The 16,706-nt window shown below is 65.7% G+C and carries 13 protein-coding genes; 5 read left to right on the top strand and 8 right to left on the bottom strand.

What is annotated here, in order from left to right; translation table 11 throughout:
- Positions 1–139: 139 nt before the first annotated feature.
- Positions 140–1,237, bottom strand: a complete 1,098-nt coding sequence (locus tag IEY43_RS11975; RefSeq protein WP_188948821.1) for a polyprenyl synthetase family protein — start codon at positions 1,235–1,237, stop codon at positions 140–142.
- 306 nt (positions 1,238–1,543) lie between these two features.
- Between IEY43_RS11975 and IEY43_RS11970 the strand changes: the two genes are divergently transcribed.
- The 4 genes from IEY43_RS11970 (at position 1,544) to IEY43_RS11955 (ending at position 5,537) form a co-directional block, all read left to right on the top strand.
- A complete protein-coding gene (locus tag IEY43_RS11970) occupies positions 1,544–2,881 on the top strand; it encodes an isochorismate synthase (protein ID WP_188948820.1) in 1,338 nt (445 codons plus the stop codon).
- A 169-nt stretch (positions 2,882–3,050) separates the two neighbouring features.
- Positions 3,051–3,854: an ABC transporter substrate-binding protein gene (locus tag IEY43_RS11965; RefSeq protein ID WP_188948819.1), complete on the top strand. Its 804-nt coding sequence runs from the start codon at positions 3,051–3,053 to the stop codon at positions 3,852–3,854.
- A 96-nt stretch (positions 3,855–3,950) separates the two neighbouring features.
- A complete protein-coding gene (locus IEY43_RS11960; protein WP_188948818.1) occupies positions 3,951–4,742 on the top strand; it encodes an amino acid ABC transporter permease in 792 nt (263 codons plus the stop codon).
- Positions 4,743–4,754: 12 nt separating this feature from the next.
- A complete protein-coding gene (locus IEY43_RS11955; protein ID WP_275439030.1) occupies positions 4,755–5,537 on the top strand; it encodes an amino acid ABC transporter ATP-binding protein in 783 nt (260 codons plus the stop codon).
- A 96-nt stretch (positions 5,538–5,633) separates the two neighbouring features.
- Here IEY43_RS11955 and menD read toward each other — a convergent pair whose 3' ends face one another.
- From menD to IEY43_RS11940, 3 genes are all read right to left on the bottom strand, one after another.
- The gene (gene menD / locus IEY43_RS11950) at positions 5,634–7,334 is read right to left on the bottom strand and encodes a 2-succinyl-5-enolpyruvyl-6-hydroxy-3-cyclohexene-1-carboxylic-acid synthase (protein ID WP_188948817.1); all 1,701 of its coding nucleotides are present in this window, start codon (positions 7,332–7,334) and stop codon (positions 5,634–5,636) included.
- Positions 7,335–7,483: 149 nt separating this feature from the next.
- Complete coding sequence (locus tag IEY43_RS11945) at positions 7,484–9,601, bottom strand: PhoX family protein (RefSeq protein ID WP_188948816.1); 2,118 nt, start codon at positions 9,599–9,601, stop codon at positions 7,484–7,486.
- Between the two features lie 123 nt (positions 9,602–9,724).
- Positions 9,725–10,720 (bottom strand): o-succinylbenzoate synthase, encoded by a 996-nt coding sequence (locus IEY43_RS11940; protein ID WP_188948815.1) that lies wholly within the window; start codon positions 10,718–10,720, stop codon positions 9,725–9,727.
- Between the two features lie 80 nt (positions 10,721–10,800).
- Between IEY43_RS11940 and IEY43_RS11935 the strand changes: the two genes are divergently transcribed.
- Positions 10,801–11,655, top strand: coding sequence for a phosphatase PAP2 family protein (locus tag IEY43_RS11935; RefSeq protein WP_188948814.1), 855 nt, complete (start codon positions 10,801–10,803; stop codon positions 11,653–11,655).
- A 16-nt stretch (positions 11,656–11,671) separates the two neighbouring features.
- On the opposite strand, the gene IEY43_RS11930 is transcribed toward IEY43_RS11935, so the two are convergent.
- From IEY43_RS11930 to pdhA, 4 genes are all read right to left on the bottom strand, one after another.
- Entirely contained in the window at positions 11,672–12,658 is a 987-nt protein-coding gene (locus tag IEY43_RS11930) for a DUF3093 family protein (protein WP_188948813.1), read from the bottom strand.
- A gap of 228 nt (positions 12,659–12,886) precedes the next feature.
- Positions 12,887–14,347, bottom strand: a complete 1,461-nt coding sequence (locus IEY43_RS11925; protein WP_188948812.1) for a dihydrolipoamide acetyltransferase family protein — start codon at positions 14,345–14,347, stop codon at positions 12,887–12,889.
- Between the two features lies 1 nt (position 14,348).
- Positions 14,349–15,431: an alpha-ketoacid dehydrogenase subunit beta gene (locus tag IEY43_RS11920; RefSeq protein ID WP_188948811.1), complete on the bottom strand. Its 1,083-nt coding sequence runs from the start codon at positions 15,429–15,431 to the stop codon at positions 14,349–14,351.
- 1 nt (position 15,432) lies between these two features.
- The gene (gene pdhA, locus IEY43_RS11915) at positions 15,433–16,596 is read right to left on the bottom strand and encodes a pyruvate dehydrogenase (acetyl-transferring) E1 component subunit alpha (RefSeq protein WP_188948810.1); all 1,164 of its coding nucleotides are present in this window, start codon (positions 16,594–16,596) and stop codon (positions 15,433–15,435) included.
- Between the last annotated feature and the right edge of the window lie 110 nt (positions 16,597–16,706).

Raw genomic sequence — 16,706 nt, 5'->3', positions numbered from 1 at the left:
TGAAGCGGAAGATGTCGAACTGGCCGTTGAAGAAGGTTCCAAAAACACCTAAGTAAACGGTATTGGGCCTAGACCAAGAAAGTCCTGCACTTCCCTTCCGGGAAGTGCAGGACTTCGTTCGTTGGCTAGTTGTCCGGGCCTAGGCTTCGCGGGTCACCACGGCGTCGGCGAAGGAGATCAGCGCGCTCTTCACGGTGCCTTCCGGCAGCGGTGCGAGCACCTCGATCGCGTCATCGGCCCAGCGGCGCGCCACATTCCAGGCGTCCTGGATCGATCGGTGGCCGGCGACGGCTTCCACGGCCTTGGCCAGCGCTTCGTCGCTGGTCAGGTCCGAGTCCACCAGTTCGACGGCGGCCTGGGCCTCGGCGTCGCCGTGCTCGGCGGCCTGGCGCAGCAGCAGCACCGGCAGGGTCGGCACGCCTTCACGCAGGTCGGTGCCCGGGGTCTTGCCCGAGTCGGCTTCCTTGGAGGCGATGTCGATGACGTCGTCGGCGACCTGGAAGGCCACGCCGACCTTTTCACCGTACTCGCGCAGCACCTCGATGAATTCCGGGATGCCGCCGAAACGGGCGCCGAAGGCGCCGGAGGTCGCCAGCAGGGAAGCGGTCTTGTCGCTGATCACCTGGATGTGGTGGGCGATGGCGTCGTCGCCCTCGCGCGGGCCGATCGATTCGTGCAGCTGGCCCAGGCACAGGCGTTCGAAGGTCCGGGACTGCCAGTTGACGGCTTCCGGTCCCAAGTCGGCGCCGAACACCGAGGCGCGGGCGAAGATCAGGTCTCCGGCCAGGATGGCCACCGAGTTGCCCCAGACCTCGTGCGCGGTGGGAGCACCGCGGCGCATCGGCGCGGAGTCCATCACGTCATCGTGGTAGAGGGTTGCCAGGTGGGTCAGCTCGACCACGGCGGCGGCCTTGATCACCTCGTCGGTGACGCCGTCTCCCAGCAGGGAGGTCAGCAGCACCAGCAGCGGGCGAACGCGCTTGCCGCCGGCTTCCACCAGGTGCCGGCTGGAGGCATCAATCAACGGATCGGAGTTGGCCAGCGCATCGCGCAGCAGTTTCTCCACCTTGGCCATGCCCATGGAAATGGCAGGTCCGAATTCGGGATCCTCGGCGATTAATGCGAAGCCCGAGGGAAGATTGATGGCCGCAGCAAGCACTGCGGTTTCAGGATTCAGCTCAATCGAGTCGGACACCTCGTGTCCGGCTGCGGTCCAGTTGCTCTTGGAATCAGTCACTGTTTTACGGCTTACTTATCTTTCATCGGGTTGGTCATCGCGTTGAACGAGGACTGCTTGCCCGCGCTGGTGGCGCACAAACATCACTTCACTCTATCCGATGCGTTCCACTGAACGCTCGCAGGCCGGCGCTTGCCGTGTTTTATGGCATGGCAATGGGCCGCGAAACTGGTCAACACCGAGTTTACCGGGTCGCGCGCGATGGCGCGGCTCAACCCGCTGAAAGTCACAGCGGCGGCGGGCGTGGTGACAGCGGACACCACCTCCAGTCCCCGGTGGTCATTGCGCGGTAGGCTTAGCCCTATCATGTCTGCAGATTCGTCCGTTCTCGGCGCCAGCGGCCTTCACGCGTCGGCGCCTGCGTTAACCAGCATCACCTTCGAGTACGAAGGTGCCTCCGAGCATCTCATTTCCGATTCCCTGCGCCACGGCAGCATGGTCTGGACGCGGCGCGGACGCGGACTGGTGGGTTTCGGAACCGCCGCGCGGTTGACGACCCGCGGCGAGCAGCGTTTCATCGACGCGCGCACCTGGTTCGCCCAGCTTCTCTCCCAGGCCCAGATCACCGATCCGATCAACCGGCCCGGCAGCGGCCTGATCGCCTTCGGCTCCTTCGCCTTCTCCTTCACCAGCGCCTTCGATTCGCGACTGGTGATCCCGCAGATCGTGCTGGGACAAGATGACGAGAAATCGTGGATCACGGTGACCGGCAGCGCCGAACAGCTGGCAGGCCTCACCCTGGACTCGGCGCTGGAACGCGCGCGGGCGGCCATGGACGAGGCGGCTCTGGCCCCGACCAGCCAGGGCGACATCGAATTGACCAGCGGCCAGCTGACCGCCGGAGCCTACCTGGACGCGGTGCGCCAAGCCCTGGGCACCTTCAGCGAATCCGGCATCTCCAAGCTGGTGCTGGCCCGCGACATCCTGGCCCGCAGCACCATGCCGATTGATTTGTCCCATGTCGTCAACGCGTTGACCGAACGCTACGGCAACTGCTGGACCTACTCGGTGGACGGGCTGGTGGGCGCCACTCCCGAAATGCTGGTGCGTGTCACCAACGGGCTGGCCGAAGCCCGCGTGCTGGCCGGCACCTTGGACCGTGCCACCGAAGGCGCCGACGCGCCGGACTTCGCCAAGCTCCGGCTCTTCGACGATCCCAAGCAGCGCCACGAGCACCAGCTGGCCATCGACTCGCTGACCGAAGCGCTGAACCCGATCTCCCACGGCATGAAGTCCCCCGACGAGCCGTTCATCCTGCAGCTGCCCAACGTCTGGCACCTGGCCAGCGATGTGCGCGCCGAACTGCGCCCGGACGAGCGCGGGGCACTCCCCTCCGCCCTGGACATTGCGGAGATCTTCCACCCGACCGCCGCCGTGTGCGGCACTCCCACCAAGCAGGCCGGTGCGGTGCTGCGCCAGCTGGAAGGGCTGGACCGCGGACCGTATGCCGGTCCGGTGGGCTGGGTGGACTCCCGCGGCGACGGGGAATTCGGCATCGCCCTGCGTGGCGGCATCCTGGAGGACGCGAACCTCATGCGCCTCTACGCCGGGTGCGGAATCGTTCCCGGCTCGGTGCCCGAAGACGAATTAGCCGAGTCCTGGGCGAAGATGCGCCCAATGCGCCAGGCGCTGGGTGCGGAGTAGCGTTGCCTCTCGTCCCATGGCAGGTCAGGTAATGGTCGGAATTTGAGCACAAGTTTTACTTACGCTCACCGACACGTGTGTGAGGTGAATCTCATCCTCGTTGTAGCGTGGTTATGATTGTGCGTACGCAATGATCCACTCGCATTACCCGAAAGTAGGTTTAGATCCCATGCGTCTGACCAAAAAACGTTTTGCCACCACCCTGGCAGCAACTTCCGTAGCTCTCCTGGCATTGACCGCCTGCGGCTCCGACAGCGGTTCGGCCGAACCTTCGGCAGACGCCGCGGGCGGCCCCAGCTTCCTCACCGCAGGCAAGCTGACCGTCTGCTCCGACATCCCCTACGTTCCTTTCGAGTTCAAGGAAAAGGACAGCGACAAGATCGTCGGCTTCGACATGGATATCGCCGCCGAGATCGCCAAGGATGCCAAGGCCGAGCTGAATGTCATCGACGCTAGCTTCGACTCCATCGAATCAGGCCTGTTCAAGTCCCAGTGCGATATCGCCATCTCCTCGCTGTCCATCACCGAGGCCCGCGCCAAGAAGATGAACTTCTCCACTCCTTACCTGGATGACGACCTGGTGCTGGTCGCCAAGAACGGTTCGGGCATCACCGACCTGGAGACCTCCAAGGACAAGAAGGTCGGCGTCCAGCAGGCCACCACCGGCGAGAAGTACGCCAAGGAACAGGGCCTGACCCAGGTTGTAGGCTACGAGGATGCAGGCCTTCAGACCCAGGCACTGCTGGCCGGACAGGTCTCCGGGCTGCTGGGCAACCAGTCTGTGATGCGCTACTCCATCAAGGACCACAAGGATTTCGCAGTGGTTGCCGAGTTCAAGACCGGAGAGCAGCTGGGCATCGGCGTGCCGCTGGAGAAGGACGCTACCCTGACCCTGGTCGACGGCACCCTGAAGCGCCTGGCTGACTCGGGCGAGATGGACAAGCTGAAGGCAAAGTGGTTCGGCGAGCAGTAAGCCCGCGACGCTAATGCACCATTTCTCCGCGGGGGCCCAGCTGATGCGCTCAAGCAGCGCCGCTACGGCCCCCGCGACCTTTATGAGAGGTACACCATGGCAATGACCACAAGTCAGCGCGCCCGCCTGAGCAAGACCATCCAGATCGTGCTGTTCATCGCGATCATCGTTGCACTGGTTTTGGCACTGGACTGGGACAAGACGCGTTATGCCTTCTTCTCCTTCGAAGAACTGGGACCGATGTTCCCGGACATGATCATCGTCGGACTCAAAAACACGATCTTCTACACCGTCATCTCCTTCGCCTTCGGCCTGGTCGCCGGCTTGCTGCTGGCATTGATGAAGATGGCGTCCTTCGCCCCCTACCGCTGGTTCGCCACCGCCTTCGTCGAATTCTTCCGCGGGATCCCAGCCATCCTCGTGTTGCTGGCCTTCGGCTTCGGCCTGCCCCAGGCTTTTGGCACTCTGTGGCCGCAACCGGTGAACATCATGCTGGCCTTGGGTCTGGTCTCCTCTGCCTACATCGCGGAAACCCTGCGAGCCGGCCTGCAGGCCGTGCCCAAAGGGCAGACCGAGGCAGCGCGTTCGCTGGGCATGCCGGCCTGGCGCGCCATGGTCACCATCGTGATTCCGCAGGCGTTCAAGATCGTCCTGCCTCCGATGACCAACGAAGTGATTCTGCTGACCAAGGACTCTTCGCTGGCATTCATCCTGGGCATGTCCATCACCCAATACGAATTGACGAAGTTCGGGCGCGACGGCATCCAGTCCCTGGACGCCGGGCTCACTCCTCTCGTCGTCGCGGGCATGTTCTACCTGGTCATCACGATCCCGTTGAGCCTGGTAGCCCGGAAGTTTGAATCCCGCTCGGCTCGGACCAAGCGCTAGAAAGGACCGACAATGACCACGACACACAACTCGATGGCAGAACGCGCCGCCGGCGTGGAGATCACGGACCTGCGCAAGTCCTACGGCAGCAACGAGGTGCTCAAGGGCATCAGCCTGGATGTGAAGCCCGGCGAGGTCGTCTGCCTGATCGGTCCTTCGGGCTCGGGCAAGTCGACCCTGCTGCGCTGCGTGAACCTGCTGGAGCAGCCCAACGGCGGCACCATCCACGTGGGCGGCTTCGAGGCTACCGACCCCGAGGTCAACCTCGACAAGATGCGCCAGAACGTAGGCATGGTGTTCCAGCAGTTCAACCTGTTCCCGCACCTGACCGTGCTGGAGAACTGCACCGTGGCCCAGATCAAGGTGCTCAAGCGCGACAAGGCCACGGCGCAGGCCACCGCGAAGCTGAACCTGGAACGCGTGGGCCTGGGCGACTTCGGCGCGCGCTACCCGGACGAGCTCTCGGGCGGCCAGCAGCAGCGCGTGGCCATCGCCCGCGCGCTGTCCATGGAACCGACCCTGATGCTCTTCGACGAGCCGACCAGCGCGCTGGACCCGGAGACCGTGGGCGAAGTGCTGGCCATCATGAAGAAGCTGGCCAGCGAGGGCATGACCATGCTGGTGGTGACCCACGAGATGGCCTTCGCCAAGGAGGTCGCCGACCGGGTGGTCTTCATGGACGGCGGCGTCGTGGTGGAGGAAGGACGTGCGGCCGAGGTCATCGGCAATCCGCAGCAGCCGCGTACCCAGGACTTCCTGCGCCGCGTGCTGGACCCGACCCACGTGGATATCTAGTCCGAGGTTCGAGCATTGCCGAAGCCCCGGCAGGCATCCTGGCCATCAGCCAGTTCGCCTGCCGGGGCTTCGTCGTATCCGGGCCTGTGGCCGGGATCAGTCCAGCGGCCAGGGCAACTCGCCAAGGCGCTGGTTCAGTTCCTGGTGGTGCGCACGCAGTGCCTGGCGGCTCGCCGGGATCTCGATCAGCCGCAATTCCCCGCGGGTGCCGGCTGACAGCAGCGAGCCGAGGTCGGCGCGGGTTGACACCCGGTGGTAGCTCCAGCCGTAGCCTTCGGCGAGCGCCCTCAGGTCCATCTGCTGGGGCGTGGCGAACAGCCGCTCCACGCTGCTGCCGTAGCGCCGGGACTCGTCCACCTGGCCGTGCTCCAGGGTGGAGAAGATCGCTCCTCCCCCGTCGTTGTAGACGACGACGTCCACGGTGGGCTTCTGCTCGCCGGTGCTCCACAGCATCGATCCGGCGTCATGGGCGAAGGTAATGTCTCCCATGACCGCCAGGGTGCGCTGCCCGCTGCCCGCCGCCAGGCCCAGGGCCGTGGAGATGGTCCCGTCGATACCGGCCAATCCGCGGTTCGCATGGCACGTGCCGGCTCCCGCGGCGCCGGGATCCGCCGCAAGGTCGAAGTCGCGCACGATGTTCGAGGACCCCAGCAGCAGCTGCGGGATGCCTGCGTTCCAGATTTCCTCCGCCACGCCGGCCCCGTCCAGTGTTCCGGGCTCCTGCAGTGCTGCGCGGATCGGCTGGGCCTGCGCATCCAGCTGCTGCCAGCCTTCCAGCCAGCCTGCCGGCGCGGTGCCGGCGAAGTCGACGAGCTGTTGGGGATCTGCCACCGGTGTTTCGCCCCGGCGCCCGGACTCGTACCACGGGGCCGGGGCTGGTTCCCAGATCACCGATTCGATGTGCGCTGCGGCGAGCAGGCGGCCGACCGGGCGGCTGAGCGTGGGGCGCCCGAACAGCACCACGCGGTCGATGCGCTCAAGCCCTACCGTTATCAGCGGGCGGTAGTGGCGGATGGCGTGGGCCGAGAAGCGCGCGTTGGAGGACGGCTCGGCAAAGAGCGGCAGCCCCAGTTGCTGGGCGAAAGCTTGCGCCTCGGGTCCCGCAGCGTGGCCCGCGACAACCACTGTGCGCCGCGCGGCGGCCTCGCCGGGCTGCGGCCAAGCGGTTCCGGACAGCTGGGCCCCTGCGCCCGTCCAGTCCCCCGGCTCGATGCCGGTCCAGGCCTGCGTCTCCACTCGGGAGTCGTCTTCCGGCGTCAGCGGGTCGCGGAATTGCAGGTTCAGCTGCACCGGGCCGGCAGGTGCCTGCGCATTGCCGCGCAGAGCGGCCAGGGCCGCATCCAGTGCAGCTGCAGGGCTGTTCCCGGCGGGGACGTTCAGCGCCGCACGGACGTGTTCGCCGAACAATGTTTTCTGCCGGGTGCTCTGGCTGGCGCCGGTTCCGTGCAGCTCGTCCGGCCGGTCAGCCGATAGGACCAGCAGCGGTGTGCCGGTGTGGTTGGCTTCCATGACGGCGGGCAGCATCTGGCCGATGGCCGAGCCGCTGGTGGCGGCGATGGCCGTGGGTGCGACGGTGGCCTGGGTCAGGCCCAGCGCCATGAACGCGGCCGAGCGTTCGTCGATGCGCACATGCACCCGAAGCTTCCGGGCGGCTTCTGCTTCGGCCGCGGCGTAGGCCAGCGGTGCGCTGCGTGAACCGGGAGAGATCACCAGGTCCCTGATTCCTGCGGCAATCAGCGCCGAGAGCACCTCGCGGGCCGTGGTGATGGCACGCTGTCCATCCTGCTGCGCACTCACGCGTTCAGTCACCTCTAGTCTTGGCCGGAAAGCATCCTTCCAAGTCTATCGAGTCGGCGGCTGTCTGGAATGCAGGAGCCGTGCCGGGAGGCGGGCAGCGGCTGGAAGCCCGGTGCTTCCCGCCGCTGCCCGCCAGTCACTGGCTACGGCTAGTGCTTGCCGTTCCCGCGGCCATGCCCATGGCCATTTCCGTTGTTGCCCTTGTGGTCCTTGAAGACCTGGACGACGCTGGGCCGCGGACCGTAGAACTGGCCCTTCTTCACCTTGCCCGGAGCAGCAACGAAGTCGGGGAACAACGACGCCGGCTGGGCGAAGCTGCCGCCCTCGCCCGGATGCTGCACCGCAACAAACACCGAACCGTCCTTGTCATGGATGACCGGGCCGCAGGTCTCGGCCCCGGTGGGCACCGCGAGGAACTGCTCCACGCGTCCGCGGTCCTTGCCGGTCAACGTCACCTTGTGCAGCGCGTCGGAGTAGCCGATGGTGCCAGGGGCCCCATCGGTGGAGATCCACAGATTGCCGGCCGAGTCGAAGGCCAGGTTGTCCGGGCAGGAAATCGGGGAGACCTTCTGCGCCGGGTAGCCGGAGAAGTAGGTGGAGGAGTTGACCTTCGGGTCGCCTGCCACCAGCAGGATGTTCCAGGTGAACTTCGTGGCCGTCGCGTCGTTGCCCGCTTCGGTCAGTTCCAGGACGTGCCCGTCGCGGTTTGCCACGCGCGGGTTCTGCTCCGTGGCGCCTTCCTTCCCGGCCTTGCCTCGATCGGAGTTGTTGGTCAGCGCCACGTACAGCTTGCCGGAGACCGGGCTCGGCTCCACATCTTCGGGACGGTCCATCTTGGTGGCGCCGACCTTGTCGGCGGCCAGCCGGGTGTACACCAGCACCTCTGCCACATTCATGCCCTCGACCATCGACTTGCCGCCGCGCACCAGCGGAAGCCAGGTGCCGGTGCCGTCGAATGCGCCGTCCGATGGCAGTGCGCCGCTGCCGTCGATTTGAGCAATCGGCGAGTTGCCGGCGAACTTCGCCACGTACAGGTCGCCGTCCGAGAGCAGGGTCATGTTGTGGCGGCGGTCGTTCTTCCGGTAGGTCGCCGAGGAAACGAACTTGTAGATGTATTCGAAGCGCGAATCGTCGCCCGAGTAGGCCACGGCCTTGCCGTTCTTGGCAATGCGCACGTTAGCGCCCTCATGTTTGAAACGCCCCAGGGCGGTGTGCTTGACCGGGGTGGACTTGGGATTCTGCGGATCAATTTCCACAACCCAACCGAAGCGGTTCGCCTCGTTCTCGAAGCCTTCGTGGTGCAGGCCGAAGCGCGGGTCGGTGTCCTCCCAGCCGCGCTCGGTGGCCTTGGCCGCAATGCCGTAGCGGGCTTCCTCTGCGGTGCCCCGGCCGCGGAAGTACTGGTCGATGTTCTCCTCCCCGGAGAGCACTGTGCCCCATGGAGTGGTGCCGCCGGCGCAGTTGTTCAAGGTACCCAGGACCTTGGTGCCCGTGCGGTCCGCTGCGGTCTTGAGCAGGTCGCTGCCTGCCGCCGGCCCGTCAACGGTGAACTCGGTCTGCGCGGTGATGCGGCGGTTGCGTTCGCCGCCCTGGACGTAGGTCCACTTCTTGTTGTTCTTCTTGCGCGAAACCTCAACGACGCTGAAGCCGTGGGCGTTCATGGCGATGCGGCGGGCCTCGTCCTTGTTCGCCTCGAACCAGTCGGCCTGGAACATCATGTCTTCGTTCGTGTATTCATGGTTGGCGACCAGCACGCCGGTGCGGCCGGAGTACTTGTCGACGATGATGTCCAGGTAGTCGCAGTTATAGCCGAACTGCTCGGCCTGCTTGCGTGCGGTCTGCTTCTGCGCGTCGAATTCCGGTGAGCGCTTGAACAGCGGGTCGCCCCAGCGGATGATGCTGTGCCAGTCGTAGCCTTCGGGCACGGTCATGGAGTCCACCGAACGCGAGACAGGCGCGATGGCCTGGAAACCGAGCTTCCCGCCGTTGGAACCGTGTTTTCCGGCGACGGCCACTTCCGCCGCAACGGCCGAGGGGGTGCCGAACAGCTGCGGGCCGACAACCAGTGCGGAGGCCCCGATGGCGCCCAGGCCAAGCATCTGGCGGCGTGAGAGCGCGGAATCGGCGATGTCGCGGAAGTAGGCGTTGGATGAGTTGTTGCAATCCGGCTTGACGCAGGCATCCCCGCATTTGAAGTGGCAGGTCGCCGCGGAACGCCCGCCGCGGGTATGGCCAAGCATCGGCAGCAGGGTACGGGTGGGATTCATTGATCCGTCACTTCCTCGGTATGGCTCGCTTTTCAGGGGGTGAAGCGATTCGAGGTTTTCATCCGGAAGTGGTCAAAAGCCGTACGGAAGGTTAACGCAGGAATAATTCCCGGGGTGGCGTCCCTACTCCGCCTGCAGCTGCGCGTAGCAGTCCCGAACCCGCTGGTGCCACCAGGCTTCACGTTCTTGCCCCGGATGCAGCTTGGCCAGCTTGTGCGCCTGCGGCTTCACGCGGCGCACCGGCAGGTACCCGGCCGTGGCCAGCAACGGCTCGTCGGTCACGTCGTCCGCGAAAAGCGTCCCGGTGGACAGCCCGCAGGCGTAGGGAAGCTCGGGCAGGGCGCTGGCCAGCGCGGCGGCCTGGGCCAGGCCCACGGAGGTATCCAAGGCGCTGGAGACCACGACATCCAGCTCGGCCTGTGCGGCGATGTCCAGTACGGCCTGGATGCCTCCCAGCGGCTGGGCCTTGATGACCATCAGGTCGGCGGCGCCCAGTCGGGAGACTTCCAGCGGGTCGGTGTGCTTTCGCACTGCCTCGTCCGCGGCGATCTTCAAGGGGATTCCTGCGGACCGCAGCTGCGCGCGCACCTCGGCCAGTCCCGTGATGCCGGGCACCGGCTGTTCCGCATACTGCAGGTCGAAGTCGCTGAGCCGGGCCAGTGCCGCGACCGCGGTAGGGATGTCCCATCCCGTGTTCGCGTCCACGCGCAGCGCAGCCTGCGGGTACAAGCGCCGGGTTTCGGCCACGCGGGCCAGGTCCTCGTCGAGGCTCTGCCCTTGCTCGGCCACCTTGATCTTGATGGTATGCGGGGCATCGTAGCGTTCAAGCACGCGCCCGACCTCGTTGGCTGGTACGGCGGGCAGCGTGGCATTGACCGGGATGCTGGTCCGCAACGGCTGCGGGAACGGCTGGTAGGCGGCCTCGATCGCGGCCGCCAGCCAGCGGGATGCCTCCTGCGGACCGTATTCCAGGAAGGCGGAAAATTCCCCCCAGCCTGCAGGCCCTTCGATCAGCAGCGCTTCGCGCCGGGTCACACCGCGGAATTTCACCTGCATCGGCAGCTGGACTACGTGGCTGTGGGCGAGGATTTCTTCCAAGGCAGGCAGGGGAAAGTTCATATTCCCAGCCTAGCCAAGGTGGCGATAGTTACATGCCCAAAGCATGCCGTGGAGCACGTGAGTTATGACAGGCTAGATACATGAGCCGCCATTCCGCCACCCTGAAGCCGCGCCACGTGCAGTGGTGGTCAGGCGGGTTGCTGTTGCTGGCGTTGTTCATTGTCGAGTACGTCTTTTTTGTCCAGCTGCGCGCCGGGCAGTGGGCGGACCAGGTGGGTTTCACCGTGTGGTCCCAGTGGTGGCCGTCCACCAATTCGGGCAACCCGGTCCGCCGGTTCCTGGATTTCCTGCCGCTGATCTGCGGGGCCATCGCCACGGTGTTCCTGCTCTACCGGGTCATCCGCGACCGGAGATTCCTCCGGGCGCTGATTGCGGTGGCTGCGGCCGGTGCCGCCATGGCCACAACACAAATCCTGAAGCACCTGATCCTGGTCCGCCCGGATTTCAACTTCGGCACGTCGGGAAACTCCTTCCCCTCAGGGCACACCACGGCAGCAGCCGCAGCCATGGGACTGATGTATCTGGTCTCTCCACCCAAGCTGCGGCCCGTGGTCCAGCCCATCGCGTGGATTTTCGCCACGGCCGCCGGTGTGGCCACCTTGGTGTGCGGTTGGCACCGTCCCAGCGACATCGCCGCAGGCTTCATGGTCGCAGCGTTCTGGATGGTCCTCGCAAGCGCGGTGCTGCAACGAATCCAGCCGCTGAGCGGCGAAGTCAGCACCACCAGCTGGTCGCGCAGCCTTGGCATCATGAGCCTCGCCGTCTGGGCGCTGGTGCTGGTCTTGTCCTACTTGCTCCCCCACCCGCATATCCAGAAGGTGCCGCAGGAGCTGCTGGTGGCCTACGCGGTGCTCGGCATTGTGCATGTGGTGGCCGCGTCACTGGTCTCCGGACTGGTGCTGCGTTCCGCCGTCATCGGCCCGGCCCGCAGCTGACTCGCCGCGATACCGGTTAGCGTCCTTGGTTGATCAATGCGTTCAGCTGTGCGGCGGCCTGTCCGGCACGCGGGATCGTGACCGCGAAGCGGCGTTTGTCCTTCAATTCAACCGCCAGGCCCTCATGACGGCGCATCACCACGGCTGACCCGCCGGGAAAGAAACGCCATCCCCAGCCACCCCATTCCATGGGCTGGATTTCCTCGGCGAGCACCGATTCCATGTCCTTGACATCGATGGTGCGCAGCGGGAAAGCGAATACGGCACTGGAAACGCGCAGCCTGCCGCCGGCAATCGTCACACGGATCCTGGCCAATCCGAAGACCAGCGGGGTGAGCAGAACAATGAAGGCGATGCCCATGACCAGGCTGACGGTGTCGCCTCCTCCACTGGCGTTCATGGCGATCATGAAAACGCCCATTCCCGCCATGAAAATCCCCAGCAACCACAACCAGCCCGGGGCATTCATGGTTTCGCTGAACTCCTGCCCGGGTTCGACCGGAACCACCGGTGAGGTCTCGACCGCGGTCGCCGGCTGCTTCCCGCGGGCTTGGGCCAGGCGGTCGCGGCGTTTGTTCTGGCGGTTGAGCTGGTATTGCTGGAAGACTCCGCAGATCCACAGCGGCACGAGGCTGACCAGGGTCGCAGCGATGCTGGCAAAGATCCATGGTCCTGCCACGGCTTGCGTCGGGTCCCCGGCGAGCGCGGTAGGCACCGAACTGGAAACGTAGACCCCTGCACTGGTCCAGGTGGTCAGGCTTCCCACGAAGAGCAGCCCCAGCAGCACCATGGGCTTACGGGTCAGATACAGCGAAACCCACCCGACCAGGCTTCCGAGGATTGCGAAGGTCATGGAGGCGGTAAAGAACACCGCGCTGTCGGTGAACCCGTCCGGCAAGGCACTGTCCGACCAGTGGGTTGCGGTAATGCTGGGCAGGGAATCCCCCAGCAGCGTCCGGGTCAACGCGATCACCGCGATGGGCAGGAATAGCAGGATAAGCAATGCTGTGCGGTTTCTGGCCTCAACGCGTTCGCTGGAAATGATCTGCCCCTTTCGGCATCGACGGGCCGCCCGTTGTCGGGCCGTCCGCCGGATAAGTCATGTTCAAGTCTAGGAAATGTCCCTTGACTTGCCAATTAATCCCCCGAAACGCACGCTCGGCCGGAGGAGACGGAAAAGGCCCCGCCGCCAGGGAAATGTTCCCAGGCAGCGGGGCCCGCGCCAGGCCGTCTACAGGGTAGACAGGGCCTTCTTCGGATCGGTCATCGCGTCGGCCACGTAGCGCAGGAAGCCGGCAGCGGTGCCGCCGTCGCAAACGCGGTGGTCGAAGCTCAGGGTCAGTTCGCAGATGGAACGGACCTTGATTTTTCCGTTGACCACCCATGGCTTCTCAACGATCCGGCCCAGGCCGAGGATGGCCGCTTCCGGGTAGTTGATGATCGCCGCGGAGCCGTCCACGTTGAACACCCCGTAGTTGTTGATAGTGAAGGTGCTGCCCGACAGGTCGGAGACCCCGGCCTTGCCTTCGCGGGCTACCCCGGCCAGGCGGGCGAACTCGGCCGACAGCTCGTTGGCGTTCAACTTGTGGGCATCGCGCACGTTCGGAACCACCAGGCCGCGGTCGGTCTGGGCCGCGAAACCCAGGTTGACCCCGTCGAAGATGGTGTGTCGCAGCGAGCCGTCGGACTCCACGTCGATGCGGCTGTTCAGCTCGGGGAAGCGTTGCAGGCCGGCCACGGCGAAGCGGGAGATCAGCGCCATGATGCTCGGCGCCTGCCCCTCGGATTCCTTGATCTTTCCACGCAGCTTCAGCAGTTTGGTGACATCCACGTCCACCCACACGGTCGCTTCCGGGATTTCCCGGCGCGAGGTGCTCATGGCGGCGGCAATGGTCTTGCGCACGCCGGCGAGCACCTGGCTGGAAGCCACCGGCAGGCCGGTGCGCTTGTCTTCTCCAGCGGCAGTGGCAGCAGCGGCCTTGGCCGGTGTGGCCGGTGCCGGTGCAGCGGCCGACGCAGGAGCGGCCACCGGGGCTGCCGGTGCAGCGGCAATAGCTGCGGCTGGCTGCCCCTGGACGATCAGCGCCTGGACATCGGCACGCAGGACCAGGCCCTCGGGGCCCGTGCCGCTCACGGCGTGGATGTCGATGGAGTTCTCGCGGGCCAGCTTGCGCACCAGCGGGTTGATGACCCGCACGGCCTGGGTGGAGGTCTCGCTGGACGCGGCCGCGGTGGTGATGCCGGCACGCGGGCGGCGACGGCGACTGGTGCTCGGCTTGGAGGCACCGGTGCCGTAGCCGATCAGCACGTTGCCGCTGGCCTCGTCGGCGTCGGCTTCCTCCGGCGCCTGGGCGCCGGCCATTTCCTCTTCGCGGTAGGACAGCGCGCCCTCGGAGGACGGTTCAGCGGCGGGCTCGGTGGCCGCAGGGGCCGCGGCTTCCGGCTCGTCGCCTGCGGTGTTCACCGAAATGAACGGCTCGTCCACCAGCATCATCTGACCGGCGTCGCCGTGCAGCGTCGAGACCACGCCTTCGAACGGGCACGGGATCTCCACCAGCGACTTGGCGGTCTCCACCTCGGCGATGGGCTGGTCGACGATGACCGAATCGCCTTCGGCGATCATCCAGCGCACCAGTTCCGCCTCGGTCAACCCTTCACCCAGGTCGGGCAGCAGGAACGTCTTAATGCTCAATTTAGGCCTCCCACTGGAGCTGGTCGACCGTATCCAGGATGCGCTCGACGCTTGGCAGGTTGTACTTCTCCAGCGTTGGCGCCGGGAACGGGATGTCAAAGCCGGTCACACGCAGCACCGGGGCCGCCAGCGAATGGAAGCAGCGCTCCTGCACGCGGGCAACGATTTCGCTGGCCACGGAGGCGAAGCCCTGGGCTTCAGCCACCACGATGGCACGACCGGTCTTGCGCACCGAAGCTGCCATCGATTCGTCGTCGAACGGAACGATGGTGCGGATGTCGATGACTTCCAGGCTGATGCCCTCCTCCGCTGCGACCTTGGCGGCCTGCATGCAGGTGGACACGCTCGGCCCATAGGTGATCAGCGTGGCGTCGGATCCGGCGCGCGCAATACGCGCCTTGCCCTCGGTTCGCGCCGCCTTGCCGGACTCGTACTGTTGGGCCAGCTCTTCGAGGTTGACCTGTTCCTTGGACCAGTACAGCTTCTTCGGCTCGAAGAAGACCACCGGGTCCTCGGAATCGATGGCTTCGCGCAGCATCAGGTAGGCGTCGGCCACGGTGGCCGGGGTGAAGACCTTCAGGCCCGGGGTGTGGGCGTAGTAGGCCTCGGAGGAATCGCAGTGGTGTTCCACGCCGCCCACGCCGCCGGCGTAAGGGATGCGGATGACCATCGGCAGCGGCAGGCGGCCCTGGGTGCGGTTGCGCATCTTGGCCACGTGCGAGGCGATTTGCTCGAAGGCCGGGTAGGCGAACGCGTCGAACTGCATTTCGATGACCGGGCGCATCCCGTTCATCGCCATGCCGATGGCCATGCCCACGATGCCGGATTCGGCCAGCGGGGTGTCGAAGCAGCGCTCGGAGCCGAAGCGGGCGGTCAACCCGTCGGTGATGCGGAAAACGCCGCCGAGCGTTCCCACGTCCTCGCCGAAGATGACCACCGACTGCTCGGCGGTCAGGGCATCGGCCAGCGCGGTATTCAATGCCTTGCCGAAGGTGACCGGCTGGTTCTCGTTGGCGGCCTTGGCCGCTGCACGGGCGGTCGCATCGGAGACGTTCGGGTTCACCCGCGAAGTGGTGGTAGTCATGCTAGGCCTCCTCACGGGCTAGTTCGTCGGCGAGCAGCGCCTGCTGCTCGGCCATCTGCGGGGTCTTGGAAGAGTAGACGTGCTCAAACAGTTCCAGCGGATCGGTGTCCGCGTCCTGGTTCATGCCGTCGCGCAGGGTCTTGGCCACGGCCTCCGCCTTCTGCGAGATATCGGCGGCGGCCTGCTCGGTCAGCAGCCCGGCGTCATCCAGGTAGGACTGGATGCGGATGACCGGGTCCTTGGCCTTCCACTCAGCGACCTCCGAGTCCTCGCGGTAGCGCTTGTCGTCGTCCGCGTTGGTGTGGGCCTGCATGCGGTAGGTGTGGGCCTCGACCAGCAGCGGGCCGTTGCCCTCGCGGGCCAGGCGCACGGCGCGGGTCATGACCGACATCAGCGCCATCAGGTCGTTGCCGTCCACGCGCTCGCCGGCCATGCCGTAGCCCACGGCCTTGTGGGCCAAGGACGGGGCGGCGGACTGCTGGGAGAACGGCACGGAGATCGCGTACTTGTTGTTCTGCACGAAGAAGATCACCGGGAGGTTGAACACCGCGGCGAAGTTCAGCGCTTCGTGGAAGTCGCCCTCGCTGGTGGCGCCGTCGCCGCACATGGCGACCACAACGGTGTTTTCCCCGCGCAACTTGGCCGCGTGGGCGACGCCCACCGCGTGCAGCAGCTGGGTGGTCAGCGGGGTGGCCATCGGGGCGCAGTTGTAGGCCTTCGGGTCGTAGCCGCAGTGCCATTCGCCGCGGAAGCTGGTCATGACTTCCATCGGCGCGACGCCCTTGGTCAGCACGGCCACGGTGTCGCGGTAGGTCGGGAACAGCCAGTCGCCCTCTTCAAGGCACAGTGCGGCGGCAACCTGGCAGGCTTCCTGGCCGTGGCTGGACGGGTAGACGGCCATGCGGCCCTGACGCACCAGGGCGGAGTTCTGGTCGTTGACGCGGCGGCCGGTGACCAGCGCGGAATAGGCTTCCATGAGCCGGGCGGGGCTCGGCAGCGGGTACTCGTGGCCCGGTTCGGTGCCCTGCTTGTCCTGCGGACGGAGGGTTCCATCCGGATCCAGAAGGTTGATCATGTGCCGCGCCGGCAGCATGTAGTCTTCCGGGGTGATCCCGAATTTGTCGCTGACTTCAGTCATGCGATCCGCGTGTGCGTCGGTGCTCATGTTCTCCCACCTTTCGTAGTACTGCGAAGGTCCTGCGTCACCCATACCTGTGACTGGCTTCACCAAAACATCATTTGCAACCAATTATGCGTATCAGTGGCAATCTGTAT

It is taken from the genome of Glutamicibacter protophormiae, from assembly GCF_014647495.1.
In the GTDB taxonomy this organism is placed as follows: domain Bacteria; phylum Actinomycetota; class Actinomycetes; order Actinomycetales; family Micrococcaceae; genus Glutamicibacter; species Glutamicibacter protophormiae.
Note: the sequence above shows the minus strand (reverse complement) of the source record. Positions and strands in the feature narration are given on the sequence as shown.

Coding starts and splice junctions, on each gene's coding strand:
- IEY43_RS11970 (WP_188948820.1), top strand. CDS start 1,544: ATGTCTGCAGATTCGTCCGTTCTCGGCGCCAGCGGCCTTCACGCGTCG.
- IEY43_RS11965 (WP_188948819.1), top strand. CDS start 3,051: ATGCGTCTGACCAAAAAACGTTTTGCCACCACCCTGGCAGCAACTTCC.
- IEY43_RS11960 (WP_188948818.1), top strand. CDS start 3,951: ATGGCAATGACCACAAGTCAGCGCGCCCGCCTGAGCAAGACCATCCAG.
- IEY43_RS11955 (WP_275439030.1), top strand. CDS start 4,755: ATGACCACGACACACAACTCGATGGCAGAACGCGCCGCCGGCGTGGAG.
- IEY43_RS11945 (WP_188948816.1), bottom strand. CDS start 9,601: ATGAATCCCACCCGTACCCTGCTGCCGATGCTTGGCCATACCCGCGGC.
- IEY43_RS11940 (WP_188948815.1), bottom strand. CDS start 10,720: ATGAACTTTCCCCTGCCTGCCTTGGAAGAAATCCTCGCCCACAGCCAC.
- IEY43_RS11935 (WP_188948814.1), top strand. CDS start 10,801: ATGAGCCGCCATTCCGCCACCCTGAAGCCGCGCCACGTGCAGTGGTGG.
- IEY43_RS11920 (WP_188948811.1), bottom strand. CDS start 15,431: ATGACTACCACCACTTCGCGGGTGAACCCGAACGTCTCCGATGCGACC.
- pdhA (WP_188948810.1), bottom strand. CDS start 16,596: ATGAGCACCGACGCACACGCGGATCGCATGACTGAAGTCAGCGACAAA.